Origin of the sequence: Caballeronia temeraria, assembly GCF_001544795.2 — a bacterium.
GTDB lineage: Bacteria > Pseudomonadota > Gammaproteobacteria > Burkholderiales > Burkholderiaceae > Caballeronia > Caballeronia temeraria.
This window is the reverse complement of sequence record NZ_FCOI02000002.1, coordinates 467,730-493,134: the sequence shown is the minus strand read 5'-3', so window position 1 is coordinate 493,134 and position 25,405 is coordinate 467,730. Positions and strand designations below refer to the sequence as shown.

General features: G+C 63.1%; 21 protein-coding genes. 7 read left to right on the top strand and 14 right to left on the bottom strand.

The window, feature by feature from the left end; translation table 11 throughout:
• The first annotated feature begins 4 nt into the window (after positions 1-4).
• The 3 genes from AWB76_RS04845 (at position 5) to AWB76_RS04835 (ending at position 2,737) form a co-directional block, all read left to right on the top strand.
• Entirely contained in the window at positions 5-919 is a 915-nt protein-coding gene (locus AWB76_RS04845) for a 5'-nucleotidase (RefSeq protein WP_061158964.1), read from the top strand.
• On the top strand, positions 916-1,740 hold the full coding sequence (queF, locus tag AWB76_RS04840) for an NADPH-dependent 7-cyano-7-deazaguanine reductase QueF (RefSeq protein ID WP_061158963.1): 825 nt from the start codon (positions 916-918) through the stop codon (positions 1,738-1,740). Before AWB76_RS04845 ends, queF begins: the two co-directional genes overlap by 4 nt.
• A gap of 148 nt (positions 1,741-1,888) precedes the next feature.
• Positions 1,889-2,737 (top strand): DUF5672 family protein, encoded by an 849-nt coding sequence (locus AWB76_RS04835; RefSeq protein WP_061158962.1) that lies wholly within the window; start codon positions 1,889-1,891, stop codon positions 2,735-2,737.
• 33 nt (positions 2,738-2,770) lie between these two features.
• On the opposite strand, the gene AWB76_RS04830 is transcribed toward AWB76_RS04835, so the two are convergent.
• From AWB76_RS04830 to AWB76_RS04820, 3 genes are read right to left on the bottom strand one after another with little or no spacing between them, the layout of a single operon-like run.
• The gene (locus AWB76_RS04830; protein ID WP_061158961.1) at positions 2,771-3,157 is read right to left on the bottom strand and encodes a RidA family protein; all 387 of its coding nucleotides are present in this window, start codon (positions 3,155-3,157) and stop codon (positions 2,771-2,773) included.
• A gap of 34 nt (positions 3,158-3,191) precedes the next feature.
• A complete protein-coding gene (locus AWB76_RS04825) occupies positions 3,192-4,676 on the bottom strand; it encodes an N-acyl-D-amino-acid deacylase family protein (protein ID WP_061158960.1) in 1,485 nt (494 codons plus the stop codon).
• Positions 4,677-4,678: 2 nt separating this feature from the next.
• The gene (locus AWB76_RS04820; protein ID WP_061158959.1) at positions 4,679-5,566 is read right to left on the bottom strand and encodes a MurR/RpiR family transcriptional regulator; all 888 of its coding nucleotides are present in this window, start codon (positions 5,564-5,566) and stop codon (positions 4,679-4,681) included.
• 146 nt (positions 5,567-5,712) lie between these two features.
• On the opposite strand from AWB76_RS04820, the gene AWB76_RS04815 reads away from it, so the two are divergent.
• Positions 5,713-6,987, top strand: coding sequence for an amino acid deaminase (locus AWB76_RS04815; RefSeq protein ID WP_061158958.1), 1,275 nt, complete (start codon positions 5,713-5,715; stop codon positions 6,985-6,987).
• Here AWB76_RS04815 and AWB76_RS04810 read toward each other — a convergent pair.
• Both AWB76_RS04810 and AWB76_RS04805 read right to left on the bottom strand, forming a co-directional pair.
• A complete protein-coding gene (locus AWB76_RS04810; protein WP_061158957.1) occupies positions 6,984-7,454 on the bottom strand; it encodes a MarR family winged helix-turn-helix transcriptional regulator in 471 nt (156 codons plus the stop codon). The two genes, AWB76_RS04815 and AWB76_RS04810, sit on opposite strands and share 4 nt — an antisense overlap.
• Positions 7,455-7,467: 13 nt before the next feature.
• Positions 7,468-9,063, bottom strand: coding sequence for an MFS transporter (locus AWB76_RS04805; RefSeq protein WP_061158956.1), 1,596 nt, complete (start codon positions 9,061-9,063; stop codon positions 7,468-7,470).
• Positions 9,064-9,170: 107 nt separating this feature from the next.
• On the opposite strand from AWB76_RS04805, the gene AWB76_RS04800 reads away from it, so the two are divergent.
• Entirely contained in the window at positions 9,171-10,019 is an 849-nt protein-coding gene (locus AWB76_RS04800; RefSeq protein WP_061158955.1) for an EcsC family protein, read from the top strand.
• Here AWB76_RS04800 and AWB76_RS04795 read toward each other — a convergent pair.
• The 3 genes from AWB76_RS04795 to AWB76_RS04785 form a co-directional block, all read right to left on the bottom strand.
• Positions 9,989-10,915 (bottom strand): alpha/beta hydrolase, encoded by a 927-nt coding sequence (locus tag AWB76_RS04795; RefSeq protein WP_061158954.1) that lies wholly within the window; start codon positions 10,913-10,915, stop codon positions 9,989-9,991. The two genes, AWB76_RS04800 and AWB76_RS04795, sit on opposite strands and share 31 nt — an antisense overlap.
• A 12-nt stretch (positions 10,916-10,927) precedes the next feature.
• Complete coding sequence (locus tag AWB76_RS04790) at positions 10,928-11,329, bottom strand: CHRD domain-containing protein (RefSeq protein WP_374729908.1); 402 nt, start codon at positions 11,327-11,329, stop codon at positions 10,928-10,930.
• Between the two features lie 219 nt (positions 11,330-11,548).
• Positions 11,549-12,694: a porin gene (locus AWB76_RS04785; RefSeq protein ID WP_061158952.1), complete on the bottom strand. Its 1,146-nt coding sequence runs from the start codon at positions 12,692-12,694 to the stop codon at positions 11,549-11,551.
• Between the two features lie 441 nt (positions 12,695-13,135).
• Here AWB76_RS04785 and AWB76_RS04780 point away from each other — a divergent pair, with 441 nt between their 5' ends.
• Positions 13,136-14,071, top strand: coding sequence for a LysR family transcriptional regulator (locus AWB76_RS04780; RefSeq protein ID WP_061158951.1), 936 nt, complete (start codon positions 13,136-13,138; stop codon positions 14,069-14,071).
• 33 nt (positions 14,072-14,104) lie between these two features.
• Here AWB76_RS04780 and AWB76_RS04775 read toward each other — a convergent pair whose 3' ends face one another.
• The 6 genes from AWB76_RS04775 to AWB76_RS04750 form a co-directional block, all read right to left on the bottom strand.
• Positions 14,105-17,428 (bottom strand): ATP-binding protein, encoded by a 3,324-nt coding sequence (locus AWB76_RS04775; protein WP_096031250.1) that lies wholly within the window; start codon positions 17,426-17,428, stop codon positions 14,105-14,107.
• 224 nt (positions 17,429-17,652) lie between these two features.
• On the bottom strand, positions 17,653-18,303 hold the full coding sequence (locus AWB76_RS04770) for a response regulator (protein WP_061158950.1): 651 nt from the start codon (positions 18,301-18,303) through the stop codon (positions 17,653-17,655).
• A gap of 111 nt (positions 18,304-18,414) precedes the next feature.
• Positions 18,415-19,182: a response regulator gene (locus AWB76_RS04765; protein WP_244173213.1), complete on the bottom strand. Its 768-nt coding sequence runs from the start codon at positions 19,180-19,182 to the stop codon at positions 18,415-18,417.
• A gap of 37 nt (positions 19,183-19,219) precedes the next feature.
• Entirely contained in the window at positions 19,220-19,849 is a 630-nt protein-coding gene (locus AWB76_RS04760) for a response regulator (RefSeq protein ID WP_244173212.1), read from the bottom strand.
• 466 nt (positions 19,850-20,315) lie between these two features.
• The gene (locus AWB76_RS04755) at positions 20,316-20,846 is read right to left on the bottom strand and encodes a single-stranded DNA-binding protein (RefSeq protein ID WP_061158947.1); all 531 of its coding nucleotides are present in this window, start codon (positions 20,844-20,846) and stop codon (positions 20,316-20,318) included.
• 118 nt (positions 20,847-20,964) lie between these two features.
• Complete coding sequence (locus tag AWB76_RS04750) at positions 20,965-22,167, bottom strand: MFS transporter (RefSeq protein WP_061158946.1); 1,203 nt, start codon at positions 22,165-22,167, stop codon at positions 20,965-20,967.
• A gap of 341 nt (positions 22,168-22,508) precedes the next feature.
• Between AWB76_RS04750 and uvrA the strand changes: the two genes are divergently transcribed.
• Entirely contained in the window at positions 22,509-25,382 is a 2,874-nt protein-coding gene (gene uvrA, locus AWB76_RS04745) for an excinuclease ABC subunit UvrA (protein ID WP_061158945.1), read from the top strand.
• Positions 25,383-25,405 lie beyond the last annotated feature (23 nt).

The window sequence follows — 25,405 nt, the reverse complement described above, 5'->3', positions numbered from 1 at the left end:
AGTCATGCCGAAGTTCACGCTCGAAGACAAGCTCGTCGTCGCGATTTCGTCGCGCGCGCTCTTCGATTTCGAGGAAGAAAACCGCGTCTTCGAGACCGGCGATCTCACGCAATACGAAGCGCTGCAACGCTCGCGGCTCGACCAGCCCGCGAAGCCGGGCGTCGCGTTCGGGCTGATTCGCAAGCTGCTCGCGCTGAATTCGGATGAGCAGCGCGTCGAAGTGGTGATCCTGTCGCGCAGCGATCCGATCAGCGGCCTGCGCGCGTTTCATTCGTGCCGCGAGCACGGTCTCGCGATCGAGCGCGGCGTGTTCACGCGCGGCCGTTCGCCGTTCGCGTATCTGAAGCCGCTGCGGGCGTCGCTGTTTCTGTCGGCGAATCCGGACGATGTGCGCGATGCGCTCGCCGCCGGTTTTCCCGCCGCGCGCGTGCTGCCGGAAACGCCGCGCGCCGCGAGCCGGTACGCGGATGAAATCCGCATCGCGTTCGATGGCGACGCCGTGCTCTTCTCCGACGAAGCCGAGCGCGTCTTCCAGAGCGATGGTCTGCGCGCGTTCGTCGGCCATGAAACGGATAAACGCGCGTCGCCGCTTCCGGACGGCCCGTTGAAACCGCTGCTCGCGGCGTTGAACAAGCTGCAACGCATCGCCGACGACAACGAAAGCCAATCGCCGATGCGCATCCGCACGGCGCTCGTCACCGCGCGCTCCGCGCCCGCGCACGAGCGCGCGATCCGCACGCTGATGGCCTGGAACATCGAAATCGACGAAGCGATGTTCCTAGGCGGCCTCGACAAGGGCGAATTCCTGCGCGAATTCGAGCCCGACTTTTTCTTCGACGATCAAATCCGCCACTGCGAATCGGCTCGCGTCGTCACGGCGACGGGGCACGTTCTCAGCGGCATAGCGAACGCAACATGACACCCGACCAATCTCCGCTCGGCAAGCCCGTCCACTACACCGAACAGTACGACGCGTCGTTGCTGTTTCCGATCGACCGCAAACGCGCGCGCGACGCGATCGCCGTGCCCGAGCGCCTGCCGTTCTTCGGCACGGACATCTGGAACGCGTACGAGCTGTCGTGGCTGAACAAGCGCGGCAAGCCGCAGATCGCGGTCGCGACGTTCTTCGTGCCGGCGGATTCGCCGAACATCGTCGAATCGAAGTCGTTCAAGCTGTATCTCGGCTCGTTCGCGCAGACGCAGTTCGATTCGGTCGACGACGTGCGCGCCGCCATCAAGCGCGATGTCTCCGCCGTGTGCGGCGCGACGGTGTCGGTGCAGCTCGCGGCGCCCGCCGATTTCGGCAAGCTCGCGATGGAAGAGTTCGACGGTTTGTCGCTCGACCGGCTCGATCTCGACTGCGACGTGTTCTCGCCCGATCCGTCGTTATTGACGGCGACGCACGACGAAGCGCCCGTCGACGAGACGCTGTTTTCGAATCTGCTGAAATCCAATTGCCCGGTGACGGGACAGCCGGACTGGGGCAGCGTGCAGATCCGCTATTACGGCGGGCAGATCGATCACGCGGGATTGTTGCGGTATATCGTTTCTTTTCGCGAACATACCGGGTTTCATGAGCAATGCGTCGAGCGCATCTTCATGGACATCATGCGGGAGTGCAAGCCGGAGCGGCTCGCGGTGTACGCGCGTTATACACGGCGCGGCGGGCTGGATATCAACCCGTTCCGCACGAATTTCAATTTGCCGATGCCGGATAATGCACGGTTGGCGCGGCAGTAAATAATCATCTTCTTATACTGGACCGGCCCACGCGCGAGTAAAGTTTTTACTTGCCGCGCGGCCGGAATCAGTTGCATTCTCGTCACTGCGCGCGTCGAAAAATTCGAACAACGAAACGCCGATCCGCGCGGCCTCTCGCGAGTAGACGATGAATCGCCTGAACCTGCCTGACGTCACCGTGTGCGCGGTCGACTGCCTGAACCCCATGCTTGCCGCGCGCGCGCTCGCACACTCCTCGGCGCTGTGCGATTTCGCCGATGTGATCCTTCTGACCGACAGCGAGCCTTCGGTTTCATCGCCCACGCGCGTCGTGAAAATCGATCGAATCGGATCGAGCGCAGAATATTCGCGATTCATGCTCAAGGAGCTGCATCGGCATATTGCAACACCCTGGGTTCTGATCGTGCAATGGGATGGCTATGTGCTTCAGCCTCGGGCGTGGCGGCCGGATTTCCTTGATTACGACTATATCGGCCCGCGCTGGCCGTGGTTCGAAGCTCCGCAGGATGTCGGCAATGGCGGATTCTCGCTTCGCTCCTTGCGCCTTTTGAAACTGCTGGCGCGTCCCGATGTCCCGACGTTCGGCGATTCGGCTGAAGACGTCGTCATCTGCCGCGCACTGCGGCCCGCGCTCGAAGCCGCATACGGCATCCGTTTCGCACCTGCCGAGATCGCGGACCCGTTCGGGTACGAACATGCGCTGCCCAACGCGCCGACCTTTGGCTTCCACGGCGCGTTCAACATGTGGCGTCACACGAGCGACGCCGACATGATCGAACTCTTTCGGGCAATGGATCGCCGCACTTTCGCTTCGCGTGAATTCGCGCAGTTGATGTTCCGCTACTTCGAGTTGAGGAAGTTCGACTGTATGGGGGCGCTCTACACCCGCATCATGGAGACGCAAGAACGCGAGCACGTGATCGCCAAGCTGGGTGAGGCCGGCGTGCCGCCCGAATTGGCGGCCGCATGCCTCGACATGTGCGCGCGCGCGGCTTGATTCGCGACGCGCGTTTGCAGCGGACGCCCGGCTTCAGGCGGCGGGCTTCTTATACGCCACGCAATCCACCTCGACCTTGCAGTCGATCACCATCGACGATACGACACAAGCCCGCGCCGGCGGATTCGCGCCGAAGTACTCCTTGAACACCTTGTTGAACGACGCGAAATCGCGCGGATCGTCCAGCCACACGCCGCAACGCACGACGTGCTCGGTGCCGTAACCCGCTTCCTTCAGAATGGCGATGACGTTTTGAATCGCCTTGTGCGTTTGCTCGACGATGCCGCCGTTGATCACCTCGCCGTCTTCCATCGGCGTCTGGCCCGATACGAACAGCCAGCCATCGGCCTCGACCGCACGTGCGAACGGCATATGCGCGCCGCCTTGTCCCTTGCCACCTTCAACGCCATAACGCTTCATCTTTCCGACTCCTTTTCCTTACTCGAACACATTCTCAAAACGCGCCGGCCGCATCCAGTTTCGATGCCGCCCCGCGCGCCACGAAACGTCCCGCGCGCGCGCCGGTCACGGCCTGCTCGCGATACGTCAAAACGCCATTCACCCACACTGCGTCGATGCCTTCGGCCGCCTGCTGCGGATTCGCAAACGTCGCGGAATCGATCACGCGCTCAGGATCGAACACGACCAGATCCGCGTGATAGCCCACCTTCACTTCGCCGCGCTCCGCGATACTGAAACGCCGCGCCGACAAGCTCGTCATCTTGCGCACCGCTTTTTCGAGCGGGATCAGCGCCGTGTCGCGCGCATAGTGGCCGAGCACGCGCGGAAACGCGCCCCACAAACGCGGATGCGGCAGCGGATCGTTCGGCAAGCCGTCGGAGCCGACCATCGTCGCGGGATGCGAGAGGATGCGCCGCACGTCGTCTTCCGACATGTTGTGATACACCGCGCCCGCCGGCTGCAAACGCTTCGCCGCTTCCTGCTGCGTCACCTTCCATTCGTCCGCGACTTCGCGGATCAGCTTGCCCGCCATGTCCGGATGTGGCGTCGACCAGGTGATCGTGATGTCGATATCGCCCGTCACCTGCTTCAGATCCAGCGTCGACGAGCTGCGGTTGTACGGATAGCAGTCGCAGCCGACCGGCTGACCGTCGCGCGTCGTTTCGATCGACTTCAGCACTTCGACGCTGCGTCCCCAGTTCGACGGCCCCGCGCACTTCAGATGCGAAATCACCACCGGCACGCGCGCGTGGCGGCCGACGCGATACGCCTCGTCCATCGCGTCGAGAATGGCGTCGAACTCCGTGCGCATGTGCGTCGTGTAGAGCGCGCCCGCTTTCGCGAGCGGTTCGGCGAGCGCCTGCACTTCCTCCGGCGGCGCGTTGAACGCCGATCCATACGCGAGCCCGCTCGACAATCCCAGCGCGCCGTTGTCCAGCGCTTCTTCGAGCTGCGCGCGCATCGCGGCGACTTCATCGGCGGAAGCGCCGCGATCCAGCCGGTCCATGTGATTGTTGCGCAGCGCCGTATGGCCGATCAGCGCGCCGACATTCACCGCCGGGCGCGCAGCGTTCACGGCATCGACGTAAGACGCGAACGTCGGGTATGCGAACGCGGCGGCGTCGCCGAGCAGGTTCATCGGATCGGGCGGATCGCCCTTGAGCGTCACCGGCGACGCGCTGATCCCGCAATTGCCGACGATCACCGTCGTCACGCCCTGCGTGATCTTGGGCATCATCTGCGGCGAGCGGATGACGTGCGTGTCGTCGTGCGTATGGACGTCGATGAAACCGGGCGCGAGCACTTTGCCTTGCGCGTCGAACACGTCGTCGGCGCTCCAGTTGGACAAGCCGCCGCGCGCCTCGATCGCGACGATGCGCCCGTCGCGCACGGCGACGTCGCGCTCCACGGCGGGCGCGCCCGTGCCGTCGATCACGCGCGCGCCGACGATCAGCGTGTCGGCCTTCAACGATTCCATGATCAGTCTCCCAGAGGTTGACGCTCGCCGCCGCCGCGATGCGAATCGAGCGCGTGCTTCATGCGGCGCAGCAGTTCGCGGCTGTGATCGGCCTGCTTGACGGCCAGTTCGGTGACGAGCAAATCGAGCGCCATCATCATCGCGTAACGCGACGACGACGGCTTGTAGATGAAATCCGTTTCGATCGCGATGACCGGAATCAGCCAGTCCGCGAGCGCGCCGAGCGGCGACGCGGGCGCGGTCAGCGCGATCACGCGCGCGCCGTATTGTTTCGCGAGCGCGCAGCTTTCGACGATTTCCGGCGTCTGCCCCGTCACCGACAGCGCGACGACGACATGTTCCTTCGACAACGTCGAGGCCACCATGCGCTGCAACAGCCCGTCCTGGTACGACGCGACCGGCCGCCCGAGCCGCACGAGGCGAAAGCGCATTTCGTCGGCGAGCGCGGTCGAACCGCCGCCCATGCCGAACGCGTAGATCATCGACGCCGCCGCGAGCGCATCGGCGGCTTCGGCGATGGGCGCGGCGGCGAGCGCGCCCTGATTCTGCGCGAGCGTCGCCTGCACGTCCTCGAAGATGCGCGCGGCGAGCGAATCGGGCGCGGCGTCGGGATCGCGCCGCAAAAAGCGCTGTCCGACGCCCGCCGCCTGCGCGAGCCGCAGCTTCAGTTCGCGCACGTCCTCGCAGCCGACCGCCTTGGCGAAACGCGTGACGGTGGCGACGCTGACTTCCGCCTTGTCCGCCAGCGCGCCGATGCTCGCGCGCGACGCACTCACGATGTCGTCGAGAATCAGCGCGGCGACCTTGCGCTCGGCGCCGCGCAACTCGGGCGCGCGCTCCGCGATGCGTGCGACGATATCGAAACTGAGCGTGTCGGCGTGGCCGTTCATGATGATTGCACGGGTTTACGAGAAGCGGATGTTACTAAATAACATTTCCTTCCCGGATGCTACTTTGGTTAACATAGCACCGTCAACCTTGACGCACATCGAATCCCGCGCAGGGTTTATTTAAACGGACGATGGAGTAGCAGCACATGAAAGTTACAAACTATCAGAACGCGACGATCGACCCGTTCGGCAAGGGTCTCGGCATGGTGCCGGGCACGAGCATCCAGTTGAACGACGCGTCGCGTCTGCAATGGAATCTGCTCGAAGAGGACGTGAGCCTGCCCGCCGCCGTGCTCTATTCCGATCGCATCGAACACAATCTGAAGTGGATGCAGGACTTCGTCGGCGAGTACGGCGTGAAGCTCGCACCGCACGGCAAGACGACGATGGCGCCGCAACTCTTTCGCCGCCAGCTCGACACCGGCGCGTGGGGCATCACGCTCGCGACCGCGCATCAGGTGCGCGCGGCGTATCGCGGCGGCGTGCATCGCATCCTGATGGCGAATCAGCTCGTCGGCAAACGCAACATGGGCATGATCGCGGAGTTGCTGACCGACGCGAATTTCGAGTTCTTCTGTCTCGTCGATTCGGCCGATGGCGTCGATCAGCTCGGCGAATTCTTCAGCTCGGTGCGCAAGAAACTGAACGTGCTGATCGAGCTCGGCGTGCCGGGCGGACGCACCGGGGTGCGCGACGACGCGCAACGCGACGCGGTGCTCGCCGCGATCGCGCGCTGGCAGGGCACGATCGAGCTTGCGGGCATCGAATTGTATGAAGGCGTGCTGCAGGACGAAACGAAAGTGCGCGAGTTTCTGAAGAGCGCGGTCGATGTCACGCGCAAGCTGATCGCGGAAGGCAGGATCGCGCGCAAGCCGGCGATTCTCTCGGGCGCGGGATCGGCGTGGTACGACGTCGTCGCCGACGAATTCGCGAAGGCCAACAGCGATGCAATCGAAGTCGTGCTGCGTCCCGGCTGCTATCTGACGCACGACGTCGGCATCTACAAGAAGGCGCAAAACGAGATTTTCGCGCGCAATCCGATCGCGAAGAAGATGGGGCAAGGGCTGAAGCCCGCGCTGCAATTGTGGGCGTATGTGCAGTCGATTCCGGAACCGGACCGCGCGATCATCGGGCTGGGCAAGCGCGATTCCGCGTTCGATGCGGGGATGCCCGAGCCGGCGAAGCATTATCGTCCGGGCAACGAAGCGCCGCGTGACGTGACGCCTGGCGACGGCTGGGAGATTTTCGGCCTGATGGATCAGCACGCGTACTTGCGTATCAAGCCGGGCGACGACGTGAAAGTTGGCGACATGATCGCGTTCGACATTTCGCACCCGTGCCTGACCTTCGACAAGTGGCGTCAGATTCTGGTCGTCGATCCGAAGTATCGCGTCACCGAAGTGATCGAAACGTTCTTCTAAGCCTTTTCTTCGAGCGCGGCCGCCGACGCAGCATTCGCGGCCGCGACTTCCTGAATGCGTCCCTCGAACATGTGCAGCGCGCTCGACAAGGCCTCGATGGCCTCGTCGGGCAACGACGCCATCGTGTCGTGAAGGAACGCGTTGCGTCGCGGCAAACCCTCCTCGGCGATGGCGCGGCCTTGCGCCGTCAACGCCACGTTCGAAACGCGATTGTCGCGGGCATCGACGCTGCGCACGATCCAGCCGAGCCCTTCGAGCGTCTTCAGCTGACGCGTCAGCGCGCCCGGATCCACTTTCAGACGTTCGACGAGCCGCTTCTGCGACAGCACGCCCGCGTGTTCGTGCAACGCGAGGAGGATGCGCCAGCGCGGCATCGGCTGGCCGACGGCCGTCTCGAACGCCGACATGAACGCGCGATAGGTGCGCCCGAATTGTTGCACCACGGCGATACGGTCCTGTTCATTCATGCTTTTCCCCTGATCATTCGGCGAGGATGACCGGCTCTTGCGGCCCTTTCAGCCGCACCGGCGGCACGCGGCGCGATTGCCACACCGACAGCACCGCGACCACCGCCGCCAGCGCAAGCCCGATGTGAATCGCGGCGACGAGCGCTTCGCGCGCGGATTCGAGCAGCATCGCGCCGTTATGACCGGCCGCGCTCAGTTGCGCAAGCAGCGCCTGCTGACCTTCACGGTTGATGAGGATTTGCGGGTCGGAGAGATCGGCGGCCCAATGCATCGCGTGGTCGTTTTCGAGCGCGAGATTCACGCCGCTCGCATAGAGATGCGCGATGAGCGTGCCGGTCAGCGCCGTGCCGATCATCCCGCCGATCATGCGCAGCGATTGCAGCAGCGCGGTCGCGATACCCAGATGCGCGCGGCCCGCGGTCTGCTGCGCGAACACGGTGAGGTTCGGCATCACGAAGCCGAGGCCGAGGCCGCCGAGCAGCATGATCACGAGCAGCAGCGAGCGCGGCATGTTGTGCGTCGCGACGACGATGCCGAGACACGACACGGCGAGCAGCGCGAAGCCGACATACAGCATCAGATTGGCGTTCTTCAGGCGCGTGACGATGCGCCCGTTCACGATGCTGCCGATCGTAATGAACACGACGAGCGGCGTGATCATCACGCCCGCGTCCTTCGGCGACATGCCGAAGCCGCCCTGGAACAGCAGCGGCGCGTAGAAGAGCATCGAGAACATCGTGAAACCGCCGAGAATCGCGAGCGTGAAGAGCGCGGCGAGCGCCTGGTTGCGGAACATGTCGACGGGCAGGATCGCGTAATCGCAGCGCATCTCCCATTTCCAGAGCGCGAACGCGGCGGCGACGCTCATCGCGAGCAGAGCGGCCGTTTCGGCGCCGAAGCCATGCTTCGGCAGCATTTCGACGAACAATTGCAGCGCGCCGAGCGCCACCGCGATCAGCGCGGCGCCGGGCCAGTCGAGGCGCATCTTGCCTTCGTGCGCGACGTGCCGCAGATGCGGCAGAAAACGCCACACGAAATAGAGCGACACGATGCCCACCGGCAGATTGACGTAGAACACCGAGCGCCAGCCGTAATATTGCGTGAGAAAGCCGCCGAGCGACGGCCCGACCGCGTTGGCGATGCCGAACGCGGAACTCATCATCACCTGCCAGCGCAGGCGCACGACGTTGTCCGGAAAGAGATCCGCGATGCACGCGAACGCCGTGCCGACAAGCATCCCGCCGCCGATGCCCTGCAATCCGCGCGCGAGCACGAGAAACATCATGCTGTTCGCGAGCCCGCAAAGCACGGACGCGACGGTGAACACGACGATCGACGCGATCACGAATGGCTTGCGGCCGTAGTAATCGCCGAGCCGTCCGAAAATCGGCACGGTGATGACGGAAGTCAGAAGATACGATGTGGCGACCCACGCGTAGAGATCGAAGCCTTTGAGCTCGGCGACGATCGTCGGCAGCGCGGTGCCGACCACGGTCTGATCGAGCGCGACCAGCATGGTGACGAAGGAAATGCCCAGCATCGCCATGAGCGATTCGCGAAACGGCAGAACCTGCCCGCTCGAATGATGCGCGGCTGTGTGAACGGCCATCTTTTGTAAGCGCAATTGTTGACTAGTCAACGGAAATGGAATCATAGCACGGGCACGCACTCTAATTCCGCGTGACCATTCACTATTCACCGGACAGAAAACATCGCATGGAACCGACGCCGATCATCACCTCACCGCTCACGACCGAGGATTTCGCGGCCCTCGCCCGCGCGAAGGAGTCGCTGGAAAGCCCGTCGCTGACGATGAAGCTGGCGAGCGTCGTCGGCGCGCCCATCGAAAAGCTGATGGGACGCTTGCCGGCGGCCGCGCAGGAAAAAGTCGACGAAGCCACGCAGCTCGCGCTCAAGAAGTGCCTGCAAGTGGCGCTGCGCACGATCGGCAAGAGCGCGCCTTCGGATTCGCTGCTCGCGCCGCCGCCCGACAAGCCGCATAACCTGATGCACAAGCTCGCCGTCGCGACGACCGGCGCGGCGGGCGGCGCGTTCGGCCTGTTCGCGTTGCCGGTGGAATTGCCGGTCACGACGACGCTGATGTTCCGCTCCATCTGCGACATCGCGCGCAGCGAAGGCGAGGACGTGCATCGCGTGGAAACGCAACTGCAATGCATGATGGTGCTCGGCATGGGCGGCACCAAGGCCAGCGACGACAACGCCGATCTCGGCTATTTCATCGTGCGCGGCGCGCTCGCGCAGTCGGTCTCGCGCGCGACCAACGAGATCGCCGCCAAAGGTTTGGGCAGTCATGGTTCGACGGCGCTGCTCAAGTTTCTGCAGACGGTCGCGTCGCGGTTTTCGGTGCAGGTCAGCGAGCAGGTCGCCGCGAAGTCGATTCCGGCGATCGGCGCGGTGCTCGGCGCGATGGTCAACACCGTGTTCATCGACCACTTCCAGCAGATGGCGCATGGGCACTTCACCGTGCGCAGACTCGAGCGTCGATACGGCGCTTCGGCGGTCGAACGCGCTTATCAGACGATCGAGGTCATGGGCGGCCGATGAGCATGAGTTGCGGCCGTCGCCGCTTCGATGAATGCGGCGGCGTGCGCGAGCGCGTCGCGCGCTTCGGGCATGAACGGCGCCCAGATCTGGAAGATGTGCGGCACGTTGCGCCATATTTCCAGCTCGACGCGCACACCCGCCGCGCGCGCCCGGGTTGCGACGCGCGTGGCGTCGTCGAGCAGCAGTTCCGTGTCGCCGACCTGAATGAGGAGCGGCGACAAGCCTTCGAAGTCTCCGAACACGGGCGACGCGTACGGATGTCGCGCGTCCGCCGCGCCGAGATACTGTGCGGCCACTTTGGGAAACACCGACGCGTGGTACATCGGGTCACGGCCGTCGTTGGTGCGCATCGACTCGCCGCTGCAGCTCAGGTCGGTCCACGGTGAGAACAACACGGCGGCGGCGGGAAGCGGATCGCGGGCGTCGCGCAGGGCGAGCAGCGTCGCGAGCGCGAGGCCGCCGCCGGCCGAATCGCCCGCGATGACGATTGATCGCGCGGGCACGTCGTCATCGAGCATTCGCCGATAAGCCGCGACACTATCGTCGAGTGCGGCCGGAAAGCGATGCTCGGGCGCGAGACGATAATCGAGCGAAAACACGCTGGCGTTCGCGCGCGTCGCCAATCCGAACGTGATCGCGCGATGACTGCGCGGCGAGCAGAAGTAATAGCCGCCGCCGTGAAGATAGAGAATGGTTGCGCGCGATGGCGTCGGCGGGACGAGCCATTCGTCGCCCGCCTCGCGAATGTCGAGCCGCCAGCCTTTCGGCACGGCCGGCGACCAGATCCGGCGTGACGCGTAGCTGCGCGCGAGTGCGACGTCGAGCGCCGCGTGCGTGCTATGCGGGCGCATGCGTCTGCTGACGATCCAGCACGCGAAAGCGCTTTGCCAACTCATCGTCGATTCGAATCAATTCGACGGCATGACCTGACCGCGTATCTCGCCGGTCGGGTTTTCCTGCGTATGGATGTTGAAGTACCACTGCCCGGCCATGAGATCGGTCACCTGCACGTCCGTCAGCGTCGCCTGTCCTTTCATCGGGCTCGCGAGCGCTTTCTTGTCGATGGGGACTTGCACCTTCGCGTTCTGTCCGACCGGCGCCGGACCGTGGAAATGCGCCATCGTCACCGGTCCCGAGAGTTCCGCGTAGGTCGCGGTCCAGGCGAGCACTTTGGTGTCGGTGTCGAAAGTGGCGTCGAGGATGCCGTGGCCTTTGCTTACGCGCGGCGGAACTTCGCTCGACGGCTGGAGATTCCCTTTCAGATCGATGGTGTCGGCCTGCGCCGTGGTCGCGGCGAGCGTCGTGAGCATCAGAACGGCTATCCAGCGGACATGTGGTCGGCATGTCGAGATCATCGTTGCTCTCCTGTTGGCGAACAGTCACCTTTTCAAGACGACGGTCGCATCGTCATGGTAGAGCATCCGGGTGCGGGGCGCATTTCGCTTTGTCGAAAGCGGGCGCCAATGCGAAAAGGGCGCCTTGCGGCGCCCTTTTCTAGCTAGTTAAAGCTTGGTACTGCTCAGACCGCTTTAGAAGCGGTGACGGATACCCGTCGTCACGAGAACCTGACGGCTGCTCGAGGAAGCTGCCACGCCGTTGATCTCGGCCGCCGGGTAGTAGCCCTTCGGACCACCGCTGGCGATCTCCATCACGCCTTCGGCATAGATGTCGGTGCGCTTCGACAGAGCGTAGTCCGTCTGCACGCCGAACTGGTGGTAGCGAACGCGCGTCGACGCATCTTCGAAGCTGTACTTGGCTTTGGTGAACGTGTACGCAGCGCCGAGCGAAAGCGCCGGGGTCAACGCGTAGCGACCGTTCACTTCGAAGTTGTTGGTGACGATCAAGCCAGAGTTCGAGTTCTGGTCCTGACGCGTTTGCGTCCACACAGCGCCGACCGTCGCTGCACCGATCGCGTAGCTCGCGCCTGCGCCGAACGTGCGCTGACGCACGTCGGTCATGACATTGCCGTTCACATCGAACGGTGCAACGTCAGTGATCGAGCCCGAGACATTGCTGCCGATGCCGTTCGCTTGCATGTATGCCGCGCCGATCTTCAGACCCGCGTTCGTGTAGCCTGCGCCGATACTGTAAGCACGGTTAGCCGCAAAGCTGCCTGCCGAGTTCGAGAAGCCATACAGGCCGCTGAACGAGAAGCCCGAGTAGTTCGCGCTCTGGAACTTGACGGAGTTGTTCTCACGGAAGAAATCGCCGTTCAGGTTATCCAGATTACCCGGATGTGCGAAATACGTACCGCCCCACGTGCCGGTCGCGCTCAGCGGGCCGAGGTAGTCGACCACGGAGTCGGTCTGCTTGCCCAGGGTCAGGGTGCCAGCGTTCGTCGACAGACCGACGAATGCCTGACGGCCGAATTCGGAGGTAAGGCTACCGCCGTTCGCCACGTCGAAGCCATTCTCCAACGTGAAGATTGCCTTCATGCCGCCGCCGAGGTCTTCGGCGCCGCGCAGGCCCCAACGGCTCATCTGGACGTTGCCGCCCGTTACGCCCCAAGCGCTCGCCTTTTGATAGCCCGCGCCTTCCGGAGCCTGCACGTTGTTGACGTACGTGAGACCTGCGTCCACCAAACCATACAGCGTGACGCTGCTTTGCGCGCTTGCAGCAGTTGCGAACGATGCGGCCACAGCGGCGACAGCCGCTACGATCAGAGTCTTTTTCATGTGTATTCCTTTTGAGTCTGGAGACTCGATGGGTTGCTTCAGGCCAAACGCCTGCCGAGTTCCGACTCCCGTCTTCTCTCGATTGGTTCAGCACCGATATTCGGCACGGCAAAGTTTATTGCCCGGTCTTTTTGAGAAGCCGACAAAGGAAACACAAAAGCCTTTTCGAATAATTCGAAAAGTTCATTTTCAGGATGGGTTAACGCTTAGGCCGCATGCACTTACGTGTCATCCGGCTCGCGCGGAGAAAAGGTGCCGACAGGCCACAGTTGCATCCATGCCACAGTGGTCGCATTGAGACACCTGCCATCGATCGGAAGCGTCCGATTCCCCCGCGTTCCATCGCGCTCTACGATCGCGCACGCGAGGCGGTGCTTTTATCGCCCGCATCGATCTGCATACTTGAAGCGTTCCACGGACGCTTCTCACCTCGCTCTCTCAATGAATCAACTCCAGGCGATGCGCGTCTTTCTGAAGGTGGCGGAGACCGAATCGTTCGGCCGCGCCGCCGCCGCGCTCGATCTCTCCAATGCCGTGATCACGCGCTATGTGTCGCTGCTCGAAGCGCATCTCAACACGCGTCTGCTGAACCGGACCACGCGCAGCGTGTCGCTGACCGAAGCGGGACGCGCGTATGCCGAGGGCTGCCGGCTCGTCATCGAGCAAATCGAAGCCATGGAAGCGTCGGTGGCGAGCAGTTCTGTCGATCCTTCGGGCACGCTCAAGCTCGTGGCGTCGGCATCGTTTTCGTTGCTCGGACTCACGCCGATGCTGCGCGGCTTCCGCGACCGATACCCCGACGTGAAGCTACGCCTCACGCTGCTGCATCGTCCGGTCGATCTCGTCGCGGAAGGTTTCGACGTGGGCATCGTCGTGCCGCATCTCGTCAACAGCGGCACGCTCATCAATCGCCCGCTGATGCGGGTCGCATCGGTCCTCGTCGCATCGCCGGACTATCTTGCGCGACGCGGCGCGCCCGCGCGCCCGGCATCGTTGACGGCACACGAGTTTCTCGCCCCGTCGACGGATATTCATGGCTCGGCGTGGTCCTTCACCGGATCGTCGGGTGAGACGGAAAGCGTCGAAATCGATCCGGCCTACGCCGTGAACAGCTCGCACATGTTGCGGCAAGCGGCGCTGTCGGGAATGGGAATCGCCGTGCTGCCGCAGAGCTACGTGGCGCAGGATATCGAATCGGGTTCGCTCGTGCGGCTGCTGCCGGGCTACACGCTCAAGGACGCGGATAAGGAAGTGTCGATCGTCTATCCGGGCCGGCGGCACGTGCCGGCCAAGACACGCTCCTTCGTGGATTTCGCGCTCGCGCATTTCCGCGACCGCGAACTCGTCGAAGCGGATTCCGCGGCGCATCCTGTGTGAAGGGCGCGGCGCTCGCGGCGCCCCTCACGACAATCAAATAATCGCCGCGCCTTGCACGTTGATCCGTTCGACGAGTTGCTCGCATCGCGCGATGAGCGCAAGCCCCTCGCGATGACGCACGGCGCGCGATTTCACATGCAGATCGCGGCGAAAATCCTCGAGCGCGGTGAGCAGCGGCCGATATTGCAGCACGCTGGCCGCCCCGACGACGCGATGATGCCAGTCGCGCAGATCGTCCACCGTGCCGCGATCCAGCAAGCGGCGCAGCGCTTCGAGATCCTCGCAGAACGACGAGACGAACGCGTCCAGCAACGCCTTGACGGTCGCCTCGCTGCCCCACAGTTGCGCCATCGCGTTCAGGTCGAGTTCTTCGTCGTCGACAGGGGACGCGTCGGTCTCTTGCGCCGGATGCGCGGCCGGCTCGGGTGCGGCGCTGTCGGTCACCCACCAACGGTGCAGATGCTCGCGCAAGGTGGCGAGCCGCGTCGGCTTCACGAGACAGTCATCCATGCCCGCGTCGCGGCACTTGCGCAACTCCTCGGGCGCGGTGCTCGCGGTGATGCCGAGAATCGGCAGACGGCGCGCCGTGCCCGCTTCATCCGCCCGGATGCGGCGCGCGAGTTCGTAGCCGGTCATGTTCGGCATATGGCAGTCGGTGATCAGAAAGCCGTAGCGCGTGTCGACGAGCGCCGCCAGAGCCTCGGCGCCGTCGTGCACGACATCGCAGGCGAATCCGAGCAGCGACAGCTGATTGCGGATCAGTTCCTGATTCACCGGATGATCCTCGGCCACGAGCACCAGCTTTCCTTTGCGCAGTGCGTCCTCGCGATCAGGCGCCGCCATCTTCGTTTCCTGGGAAAGCGCGAGGCCGGATGCGACGCGCGGCATCCCGGTGAAGGCGGCGACACAGGCCGCGCCGAGTCCGTGCCACGAGATCGGATTGACGCTCACGCGGATGTCGTCTTCGAGAATGCGGTATCCGGTCGGCTTGGGCTTCTCGGTGACGTGAATCACGCGTGATCCCGGCGGCGACGCGCTTTTGTGCGTGTCGCTCAGAAAGACGATGTCGATATCGCGAAGCGACCCTGACTTCGATCGCGCGAGTTCATCGGGCGTGCAACGCCGCAAGCTCAGGCCGAGCGCTTCGCCATAGTGCATGAGCGCGGCAGCGACGCGGTCGTCGTCGATGGCCACGATGGCCCGCTTCGCCCGCAATCCTTCGATCTGATAGTGCCGCGTTTCGATGGGCATCGTGAGGCGAACCGTCATTGACGTTCCCACGCCCAGCGCGCTTTGCAGACTCATTGTGCCGCCCATGAGCTCGACGAGACGATTGCAGATCGTCAGGCCCAGTCCGGTGCCGCCGAAGCGGCGCGTCGTGGATGTCTCCGCTTGCACGAACGGCTCGAAGAGGCTCTGCTGCGCCTCTTTGGCGATCCCGATGCCGGTGTCCTTCACGGACAGTTCGATCACCTGCTCCGACTCGCGCTGCTCGACCACGCGCACGTGGAGCGCAACGTCGCCCTTGGCCGTGAACTTGATCGCGTTGCTCATCAGGTTGAAGAGAACCTGTCTGAGCCGGACGCTGTCGCCCTTCACGGTCGCGGCCACCTCCGGCGTCACGTCGACACGCACGCGCAATCCCTTTTCATGCGCGCGTCCCGCGAGCAGGCCGACTGCGCCGTCCACCAGCTCGCGCAAATCGATCGGCATCGATTCGATCGTCAACCGGCCGGCCTCGATCTTCGAATAGTCGAGGAGATCGTCCAGAATCTGCAGGAGCGCGCTCGCGGAATCCTGGATCATGCCGAGCATCTGCGACTGATCGGCATTGAGCGACGTGTTTTCGAGCACTTCGACGAGACCGAGGACGCCGTTCATCGGCGTGCGGATTTCGTGGCTCATCATTGCCAGGAAATCGTCCTTCGCGCGCGACGCGGCCTCGGCGGCATCGCGCGCACGCGCGAGTTCTTCGGCGCGGGCATGCTCCACACTGGCGTCGGCCCAATAGCCGCTCCACACGACCGCGCCGTCGTCTTCGCGATGCGCGACGAAATCGGCACGAACCCAGCGGCTGATGCCTTCCACCGTCGAACGGAACTCGGTATGCAGCGGCTCGAGCGTTCGCGCCGAATTTTCGATTTCCGCGAGAAGACGCGCGCTGTCTTCGTCGTGGACGTGCGTGAGTGCATGAACCGGATGGTCGGCGAGTGCGGTGACGTCGAGCCCGAGCAATTGGCGGGCATCGCCGTCGATATAGGGAAGGCTATACGCGCCGTCGCTTGCGCGGCGCAACTGGAACACGACCACGGGCAGCGATCGCGTCACGTCGTGAAGACGCTGCTCGGTCTGCCGCGCGCGCGTTTCGGCGTCGCGGATATCGGTGATGTCGATCATCGTGCCGACAACGCCGGCCCGCTCCCCGTTCGACGCCAGGAACGCGCCGGTCCAGAACAGGCCGCATCGCGCGCGGTGAGTCTTATCGGCGAACTCCGTTTCGACTTCCTGACGCTGGCCGGTCGCCAGTGTCGCGCGCGTCAGATCGTGCAGCACGCGGCTATGCGCCTCGCCCCACGCCAGCGCTTCGAGACTCGTGCGCCCGAGAATGTCTTCGCGGCGCACGCCGAGCGCCTCCTCGAAGGCGCGATTCACCGCGACGTAGCGGTTTTGCATGTCCTTCGCGACGAGCGGATACGGCACCACCTCCATCATGGTTTGCTGAAAACTGAGCTGCGTGGCGAGACGCTGCTCGGTTTCCATGCGCCGGCCCATTTCCCGCTGCAGCCGAATGAACGCGCGCAGCGTCACGAACAGCACGGCTGCGACGCCGATCAGCGCCGGGAACAAGCGCACCGCGGTGATGCTCCAGCCCGACGATGCCACTGCCTGCGCTCCCGTTCGGTTGAACGCGCGCCGGATCAACTCGTCGAGCGGCTGCAATTCGGAGTGCATCGCGTAATTCAGCGTTCCGGGCGGACTAGCCGCGACGATCATCTCGATCTCGCCATGCTGGAAAGCGCGCGCGGCCTTGGGCCAATCGTTGAATGACTTTGTCTGGAACGTGACGCCCAGCGATCGCTCGATTTTTTCGAGCGCCACTTCCGGCGGCTGGAGCGACGCGCCGCCGACGCCCTCGGGCGCTTCGATCAAGCCGACGATGATCGGCCTGAGCGTGTGCACATAACCGCTATCCGACGCATCGAGCTTGAACGGTTCCGTTGCCTGACTCGTTTCGTTCCGAATGTCGGCCGTCGCGCGTGAAGCGCTGGCGCCGGAGACATGCGATTCGGCCGCATGGCTGAATGGCGATGCGATCAGGGCAAGAACAAGCAGACAACGCGCGAACAGAACTATCAAGTCGATCCCCTCGGATGCAAGCCGACGCCTGCAACGACACATGCTTTCTCCAGCCGGGCAAGACCATGAAGACGCAATCGCGGCGTTTGGCCGCTCGTCGTATCCGCGCTTCGTGCTTGCCTGTCGAGTGCAAATGTGTTGAGTCTGATCCGCAACGCATCGCGATTGAATCAGAACCGTCTCAATTCGCTCCGAAGCCGGACACCGCCGACGGCCGCGCCCTTTCAGATCAATCCGACTTGCTGGAGATAGGCGACCAGTTCTTCTTCGCTGTCGAGTCCAAGCTTGCGCATGCCGCTGCGCCGTTGCGTCGCGATCGTCTTGCGGCTGCGCCCGAAGTGATCCGCGATTTCATGAACGAGCAGACCGCGCGCGTAAAGTTGAAAGACTTCCCACTCGCGACGGCTCAATACACCCGCGCGCGCCGGCGATTCAGTCGGCAGATGGCTCACCGCCGCCTGCACGCAGGGCGAAAGAAAGCAACCGCCCGCCTCGGCCACGGAAATCGCGTCGTGGAGACATGCGAGTCCGTCGCGTTTGTCGACGACGCCGTCCACGCCAAGCTGGACGAGACCGGCGAGCATGCGCGTCTGGGAGATCATCGTGAGCACGATGACCTTTGGCCGGTTTTCCTGCCACGACAAACGCCGGAGAAAAGGGATCGAATTGCTTTCCCCGTCGATGCCGCGCATGCCGATGTCGGAGAAAACGAGATCGCACGGCGTGCTGTCGACGGCTTCCGCAAGCTCCAGCGTGTCACGGGCGGTGGCGACCACCTGGATCGCGCCGTCTCGCTCGAGCAAGCTTCGGATGCCCGTGACGACGACCGGATGGTCGTCCGCAACGATCGCCCGTTTCGGCGTATTTGTTCTCATTGTTGTGTGCGTTCCGTGGAGTCTGTCTGGCCCGCAACAGTCGTCGAATCGACCGGGCGTTGTCTCCTTGCCAGCCTCTGAGCCTTGCGGCGTACGCGCTGCGCGGCGCGTCTAGATCAAACCGCTGTCCGCGATGAATCGATATAAATCCGCGTCTGTCGACAGATCGAGCTTCCGCATGGCCGCGCACTTTTGTGCACTGATTGTTTTCACGCTACGGCCGAGTTCCCTGGCGATTACGGTGACGTTCGCGCCTCGCGCATAACGCTCGATGACTTCCAGTTCGCGGCTCGTGAGCTTTTGACGAATGAAGCGTGCGTGGCTTTCCGAGTCAGCGAGCGCCAGCGTTCGGCGCACTGCCGGCCCGAGATAGGTCTCGCTAGCGATGACCGAAACGATCGCGACGTAAATCAGATCGAGCCGGTCTTCCTTGCTCAGGAAAGCGTGGGCGCCCGCTTCCAGCGCTTGCTTGACCAGCGCGGCGTCGTCATTGCGCGACATGACGACGATGCGAACTTCGGGATACGTTTTTGCAACGTGTTGGATCAACTCGATGCCGTCGCCGTAACGTCCGCCCGGCATGTAGAAATCGATGATCGCGACGTCACACTCGCCGCGGGCGAGCGACTCTTCGAGCTGGGTCGAATTCGAACTGCGGCTCACGACCTCTACATTGGGAAAATTCCCGGCAAGCCGCTCGACTGCGAGGATGACAAGAGGATGGTCATCCGCTATCGCCAACCTTATACGTTTAGCGTGCGAGAACACTTTGCTCTCGATCCCGAAATCCATCGACTCAAACCCCTTCTCTTCCCGACGACCTAAAATCGTCTCCAAACATGAAACATAAGCATCGGGCATAGAAACATCCAGATACATAAGATGCATCCTAAATCAATTAGTTGAAACTAAATAATCATCCTAAGCCGCGCGCACGAACGAATGCAAAGAGACCGGGGTCATTTCTCACCCCTAACTTATTCATTGCATCTCTTTTCTGCCGGCTGATGGTTCTCACATCGCGATCGAGCTCTCTCGCGATTTCCGTAATCGAGTGGCCTTTGGCGAACAGGCGAACGACTTCTATCTCTCGCATCGAAAGGCGCGGCTCCTCTGACGAAAACTCCGTTTCCGTACCCGCCTCCGCAAGCGCGGCGACGAACGACGCGCTCACGAACCGGCGTCCGATACTCGCATGCCGCACGGCTGTCGCCACCAGTTCGATCGGCTCGGCCTTGTTGACGAGACTCATCGCGCCGGCGTTCAGGATGGAGCGCAAAATCGCCACGTTGCTCACGCTGGTAAGCACGACAATCTTGATGCTCGGGAAATCCTGTCGCACCTGCCGGATGAGGCGCAGCCCGTCGTTCGCATCCACGCCCGCCTCGGGCATGGCGAAATCCGTGACCAGCACATCGCAAGACTTGCCAGCGAGTTCCGGCAACAAAGTGCTGGCGCTATTCGCTTCACCGACGACTTCCATTCCATCGTGGGCGGCGAAAAGCGCTTTCATCCCTAGGAGAACGAAAGGATGATCATCTGCCAAGACTATTCGAAGCTTCAAGAGGGACCCCCGATTATTGTTGGTCTTAGTGAATTTTCTTGTGGGAGCGACAACGCGCGACAGATTAGTCCGAGTCAGCACGGTTACCACGTCTTCGTCGAATTTCGTTTACAAAAACCGCATAAACAAAATCCACTCAAAATGCCTTAACTCAATGACAACAAGCAGATAAAAATTACGTTTATTCTCTTGAATAATCGCCTTAAAAATAGTTTGTGGATAATTCGCATGCCATAGGAAAATTCCGATTCGCCCGCGGCGGAGTTTGTCTCCGCTTCGATACGCACCCGGCCATCCCTGCGATCCTGAGAGATTAATATGTCCCGGCGAAGATTTGGGCGAGCGCACGCCAGAATTCGGAAAGCGCCTTGCCGGCGCGAAAAAAATGGGCCTCGGACTATGACAGTCTGAGGCCCATCTATTCGATGCGCGAGTGATCGGCCGTTCGTCAGAACGGAATATCGTCGTCCATGTCGTCGAAGCCGCCGCCCGCCGGTGCGCTCGGACGGCCGGAACCGCCTGCCGCGCCGCCGCCGCTCGGACGTCCGCCCGCGGGTGCGCGACCGCCGCCGCCGCCACCGCCGCCGGAGCGCTCCATCGGTGCGCTGCTTCTGTAGCCGCCGTCATCGCCGCCGCCCGCGCCGCCGCGACCGCCGAGCATCTGCATCTGATCCGCGACGATTTCGGTCGAGTAGCGCTCCTGTCCCGCTTGATCGGTCCATTTACGCGTGCGGATACGGCCTTCGATATAAACCGACGAGCCCTTCTTCAGATACTCGTTCACGATCTCCGCGAGCCGGCCGAAGAACGCCACACGATGCCATTCCGTGAGTTCCTTGAACTCGCCGGAAGACTTGTCCTTGTAGCGGTCGGTCGTCGCTAGGCGAATGTTGGCCACGGCGTCGCCGCTCGGGAGGTAGCGGGTTTCCGGGTCGGCGCCCAGATTGCCCACGAGAATGACCTTGTTGACTGATGCCATGATTTCTCCGGTAGATTCCTTGCTAACTGTCAGCCGAATGATGCGATTGGACCGATCTCGTCTTCAGACGTGGATTCGGCCGCACCATGCCGGCTCGATTCGATGATTCAAATTTCTCTCAGGCCGCGCGCTCGGCTTTGCGCGGCGGCGGTTTCATCCACGCGGCCACGATGAGCCACGCGAACACCAGCGCCGAACACGCGAAGAACACCGCGCTCGCTCCGTCGAGCTTCAGCAGCCAGCCGCCGATCACTCCGCCGAGCGCGAGGCCGATAGACTGCGTCGTGTTGTACACGCCCGCCGCCGCGCCCTTTCTCGTGCCCGGCGCGAGCTTCGACACCAGAGACGGCTGCGACGCCTCCAGCACGTTGAAGCCGAGAAAGTACACGAACAGAATGGCTGCCACGGACCACAGCGTATGGGGAGCGGCGCCCAATAACAACTGGCCGATCAGGATAAGCCCGATCGCACTCAGCATGACGCTCTTCATTTTTCCACGTTTCTCGGCGGCGATGATGGCCGGCACCATCAGGACGAACGCGAGCGCCATCACCGGCAGGTAAATCTTCCAGTGCGACGCGACCGGCAGCCCGCCCGCCTCCAGAATGCGCGGCACGACGAGGAAAAGCGCGGTCTGCGTCGCGTGCAGCACGAGCACGCCGAAGTTCAGACGCAGCAGTTCGACGTTGTGGAGCACTTCCGCGAACGGCGCCTTGACGTGAACCGGATGCGCCGGCGGATCGGGCACGATCCAGAACACCACGCCCACCGCGAGGATCGACAGCACGCCGATCACCGTGAACAGCCCGCTCATGCCGACCCAGTGGAACACGATCGGCGCGCCGACGATCGCCACGGCGAACGACACGCCGATGCTGCCGCCGACCATCGCCATCGCCTTGGTGCGGTTTTCCTCGTGCGTCAGGTCCGCGATGAACGCGATCACCGCCGACGACACCGCGCCCATGCCCTGAATGACCCGCCCAACGATGATCCACGTCATCGAGTGGCCGACGGCCGCGACGAAGCTGCCGATCGCGAAAACGAGCAATCCGAACGCGATGACCGGCTTGCGGCCGAGTTTGTCGGAAATCCAGCCGTAGAAGATGTACAGCATCGACTGCGTGACGCCGTACGCGCCGAGCGCGATGCCGACGAGCAGCACGTTGTCGCCGCCAGGGATGGTTTTCGCGTAGATCGAAAACACCGGCATGATCATGAAGAGGCCGAGCATGCGCAGCGCGAAGATGGCAGCGAGCGACACGGTCGCGCGCAGCTCCGGCGCTGAGAGACGTGTGGACGTGGCAGACGGATTGGACATCAGAAACGGGAAAAGGATGAGGGACGCGTCTGGCCTGGCCTGCGGCGCAGCCAGGCGCGGCCGCCTTGTACTTGCTCGAAACGGCACTATATGGATCGCACGGCTCGGGGGCGCCGCTCGCCGCGTCAGCGCGCTCCCCGCACATGGCCGGCAAGCCCCCGCGCCGGCCCGTCGACGCGCATCCGGCCCGTGGGCTCGGGCGCTGCGCCCTTTAAAAGTCGTTATAGTAGCAGGTTTGGCCCCCTCTCTTTCCGCCCGGCTATGCCCCTGTGGCCCGTCCGGACAGATGAAAGCGCCGCTGAAAACCTCCGAAAGCATCCGAAAAACGCCGGAACGAACTCGTGGAAGAAATTCGCATTCGTGGGGCTCGCACCCACAATCTGAAGACCGTCAATCTCGACTTGCCGCGCCATAAGTTGATCGTGATCACGGGGCTGTCCGGGTCCGGCAAGTCGTCGCTCGCATTCGACACGCTGTATGCGGAAGGTCAGCGCCGTTACGTGGAAAGCCTTTCCGCGTACGCACGGCAATTTTTGCAGTTGATGGAAAAACCCGACGTCGATCTGATCGAGGGTTTGTCGCCGGCCATTTCCATCGAGCAGAAGGCGACGTCGCATAATCCGCGCTCGACGGTCGGCACCGTCACCGAAATTCACGATTACCTGCGTCTGCTGTACGCGCGCGTCGGCACGCCGTATTGCCCGGATCACCTGATTCCGCTTGAGGCGCAAAGCGTCTCGCAAATGGTCGACGCCGCGCTCGCGCTGCCCGAAGAGACCAAGCTGATGATCCTCGCGCCGGTCGTCGCGGATCGCAAGGGCGAGCACGTCGAGCTATTCGAGGAAATGCAGGCGCAGGGTTTCATCCGTTTTCGCATCCGCTCGGGCGGCGGCACGGCGAACGAAGGCGTCGCGAAAATCTACGAAGTCGATTCGCTGCCCAAGCTCAAGAAGAACGACAAACACACGATCGACGTCGTGATCGACCGCCTCAAAGTGCGGCCGGATATGAAGCAGCGCCTGGCGGAATCGTTCGAAACCGCGCTGCGTCTCGCCGATGGCCGCGCGATCGCGCTCGAAATGGACACCGAAAAGGAAAAGCTCTTCAGCTCGAAGTTCGCGTGCCCGATCTGCTCGTATTCGCTGCCGGAACTGGAGCCGCGTCTTTTCTCGTTCAACAATCCGATGGGCGCGTGCCCCGAGTGCGACGGCCTCGGCCAGATCACGTTCTTCGATCCGAAGCGCGTGGTCGCGCATCCGTCGCTGTCGCTCGCGGCGGGCGCGGTGAAGGGCTGGGACCGGCGCAACCAGTTCTATTTCCAGATGCTGCAGAGTCTCGCGGCGTTCTACGAGTTCGAAATCGACGCGCCGTTCGAGGACTTGCCCGAGAAAGTGCGCAAGATTCTTCTGTACGGCTCGGGCAAGCAGGCGATTCCGTTCTCGTATATCAACGAGCGCGGGCGCGCGTCGGTCCGCGAGCATGCGTTCGAAGGCATCATCCCGAATCTGGAGCGGCGCTATCGCGAGACGGATTCCGCCGCCGTGCGCGAGGAACTCGCGAAATATCAGAACAATCAGCCGTGTCCGGCGTGCGAGGGCACGCGTCTGCGGCGCGAGGCGCGCTTCGTGAAAGTCGGCGCGGAAGATCAGGCGCGCGGCATCTACGAAATCAGCGGATGGCCGCTGCGCGACGCGCTCGGCTATTTCCAGACGCTGCGTCTCGAAGGCGCGAAAGGCGAAATCGCCGACAAGGTGGTCAAGGAAATCGTCGCGCGGCTGTCGTTCCTGAATAACGTCGGGCTGGATTATCTGTCGCTGGAACGCAGCGCGGAGACGCTTTCCGGCGGCGAGGCGCAGCGCATCCGGCTCGCGTCGCAGATCGGTTCGGGGCTGACCGGCGTGATGTACGTGCTCGACGAGCCGTCCATCGGCCTGCATCAGCGCGACAACGACCGGCTCATCAACACGCTCAAGCATTTGCGCGATATCGGCAATTCGGTGATCGTCGTCGAGCATGACGAGGACATGATCCGCATGGCCGATTACGTCGTCGACATGGGGCCGGGCGCGGGCGAGCACGGCGGCGTGATCGTCGCGCAAGGCACGCCGGCTCAGGTGCTGAAAGACGCCAATTCGATCACCGGACAGTATCTGTCCGGCAAGCGCACGATCAGCTATCCCGCCGAGCGTACCGCGCCGGACGAGCGCATGCTGCGCATCGTCGAGGCGCACGGCAACAATCTGAAGCGCGTGACGCTGGATTTGCCCGTCGGGCTTCTGACCTGCGTGACGGGCGTGTCGGGCTCGGGCAAGTCGACGCTCATCAACGACACGCTGCAGCACGCGGTCGCGCAGCATCTGTACGGCTCGGCGACGGAGCCCGCGCCGTACGAGTCCATCGAAGGACTGGAGCACTTCGACAAGGTGATCGCCGTCGATCAGTCGCCGATCGGCCGCACGCCGCGCTCGAATCCGGCCACCTACACCGGCCTTTTCACGCCGATCCGCGAGCTGTTCGCGGGCGTGCCGGCAGCGAAAGAGCGCGGCTACGATCCCGGCCGTTTCTCGTTCAACGTGAAGGGCGGACGCTGCGAGGCCTGTCAGGGCGACGGCGTGCTGAAGGTGGAAATGCACTTTCTGCCCGATGTCTACGTGCCCTGCGACGTGTGCCACGGCAAGCGCTACAACCGCGAGACGCTCGAAGTCCAGTACAAGGGCAAGAACATCAGCGAAGTGCTGGACCTGACGGTCGAAGCCGCGCACGAGTTCTTCAAGCCGGTGCCGGTGGTCGCGCGCAAGCTGAAAACGCTGCTCGATGTCGGTCTGGGCTACATCCGGCTCGGCCAGTCCGCGACGACGCTATCGGGCGGAGAAGCCCAGCGGGTCAAGCTCTCGCTGGAACTGAGCAAGCGCGATACCGGCCGGACGCTCTATATCCTCGACGAACCGACGACCGGTTTGCACTTCCACGACATCGCACTTTTGCTGGAAGTGATCCATAGATTGCGAGATCAGGGTAATACTGTCGTAATCATCGAGCATAATCTCGACGTGATCAAAACCGCGGACTGGGTGATCGATCTCGGTCCGGAAGGCGGCGCGGGCGGCGGGCAGATCATCGCCCAGGGGACGCCGGAGCAGGTGGCGAAGTCGAAGGCGAGTTTTACCGGCAGATATCTGGCACCCTTGTTGCAACGGGCTAAATCGGCGGCCTGATTCACGGCGCCGGTCTGGCCGCC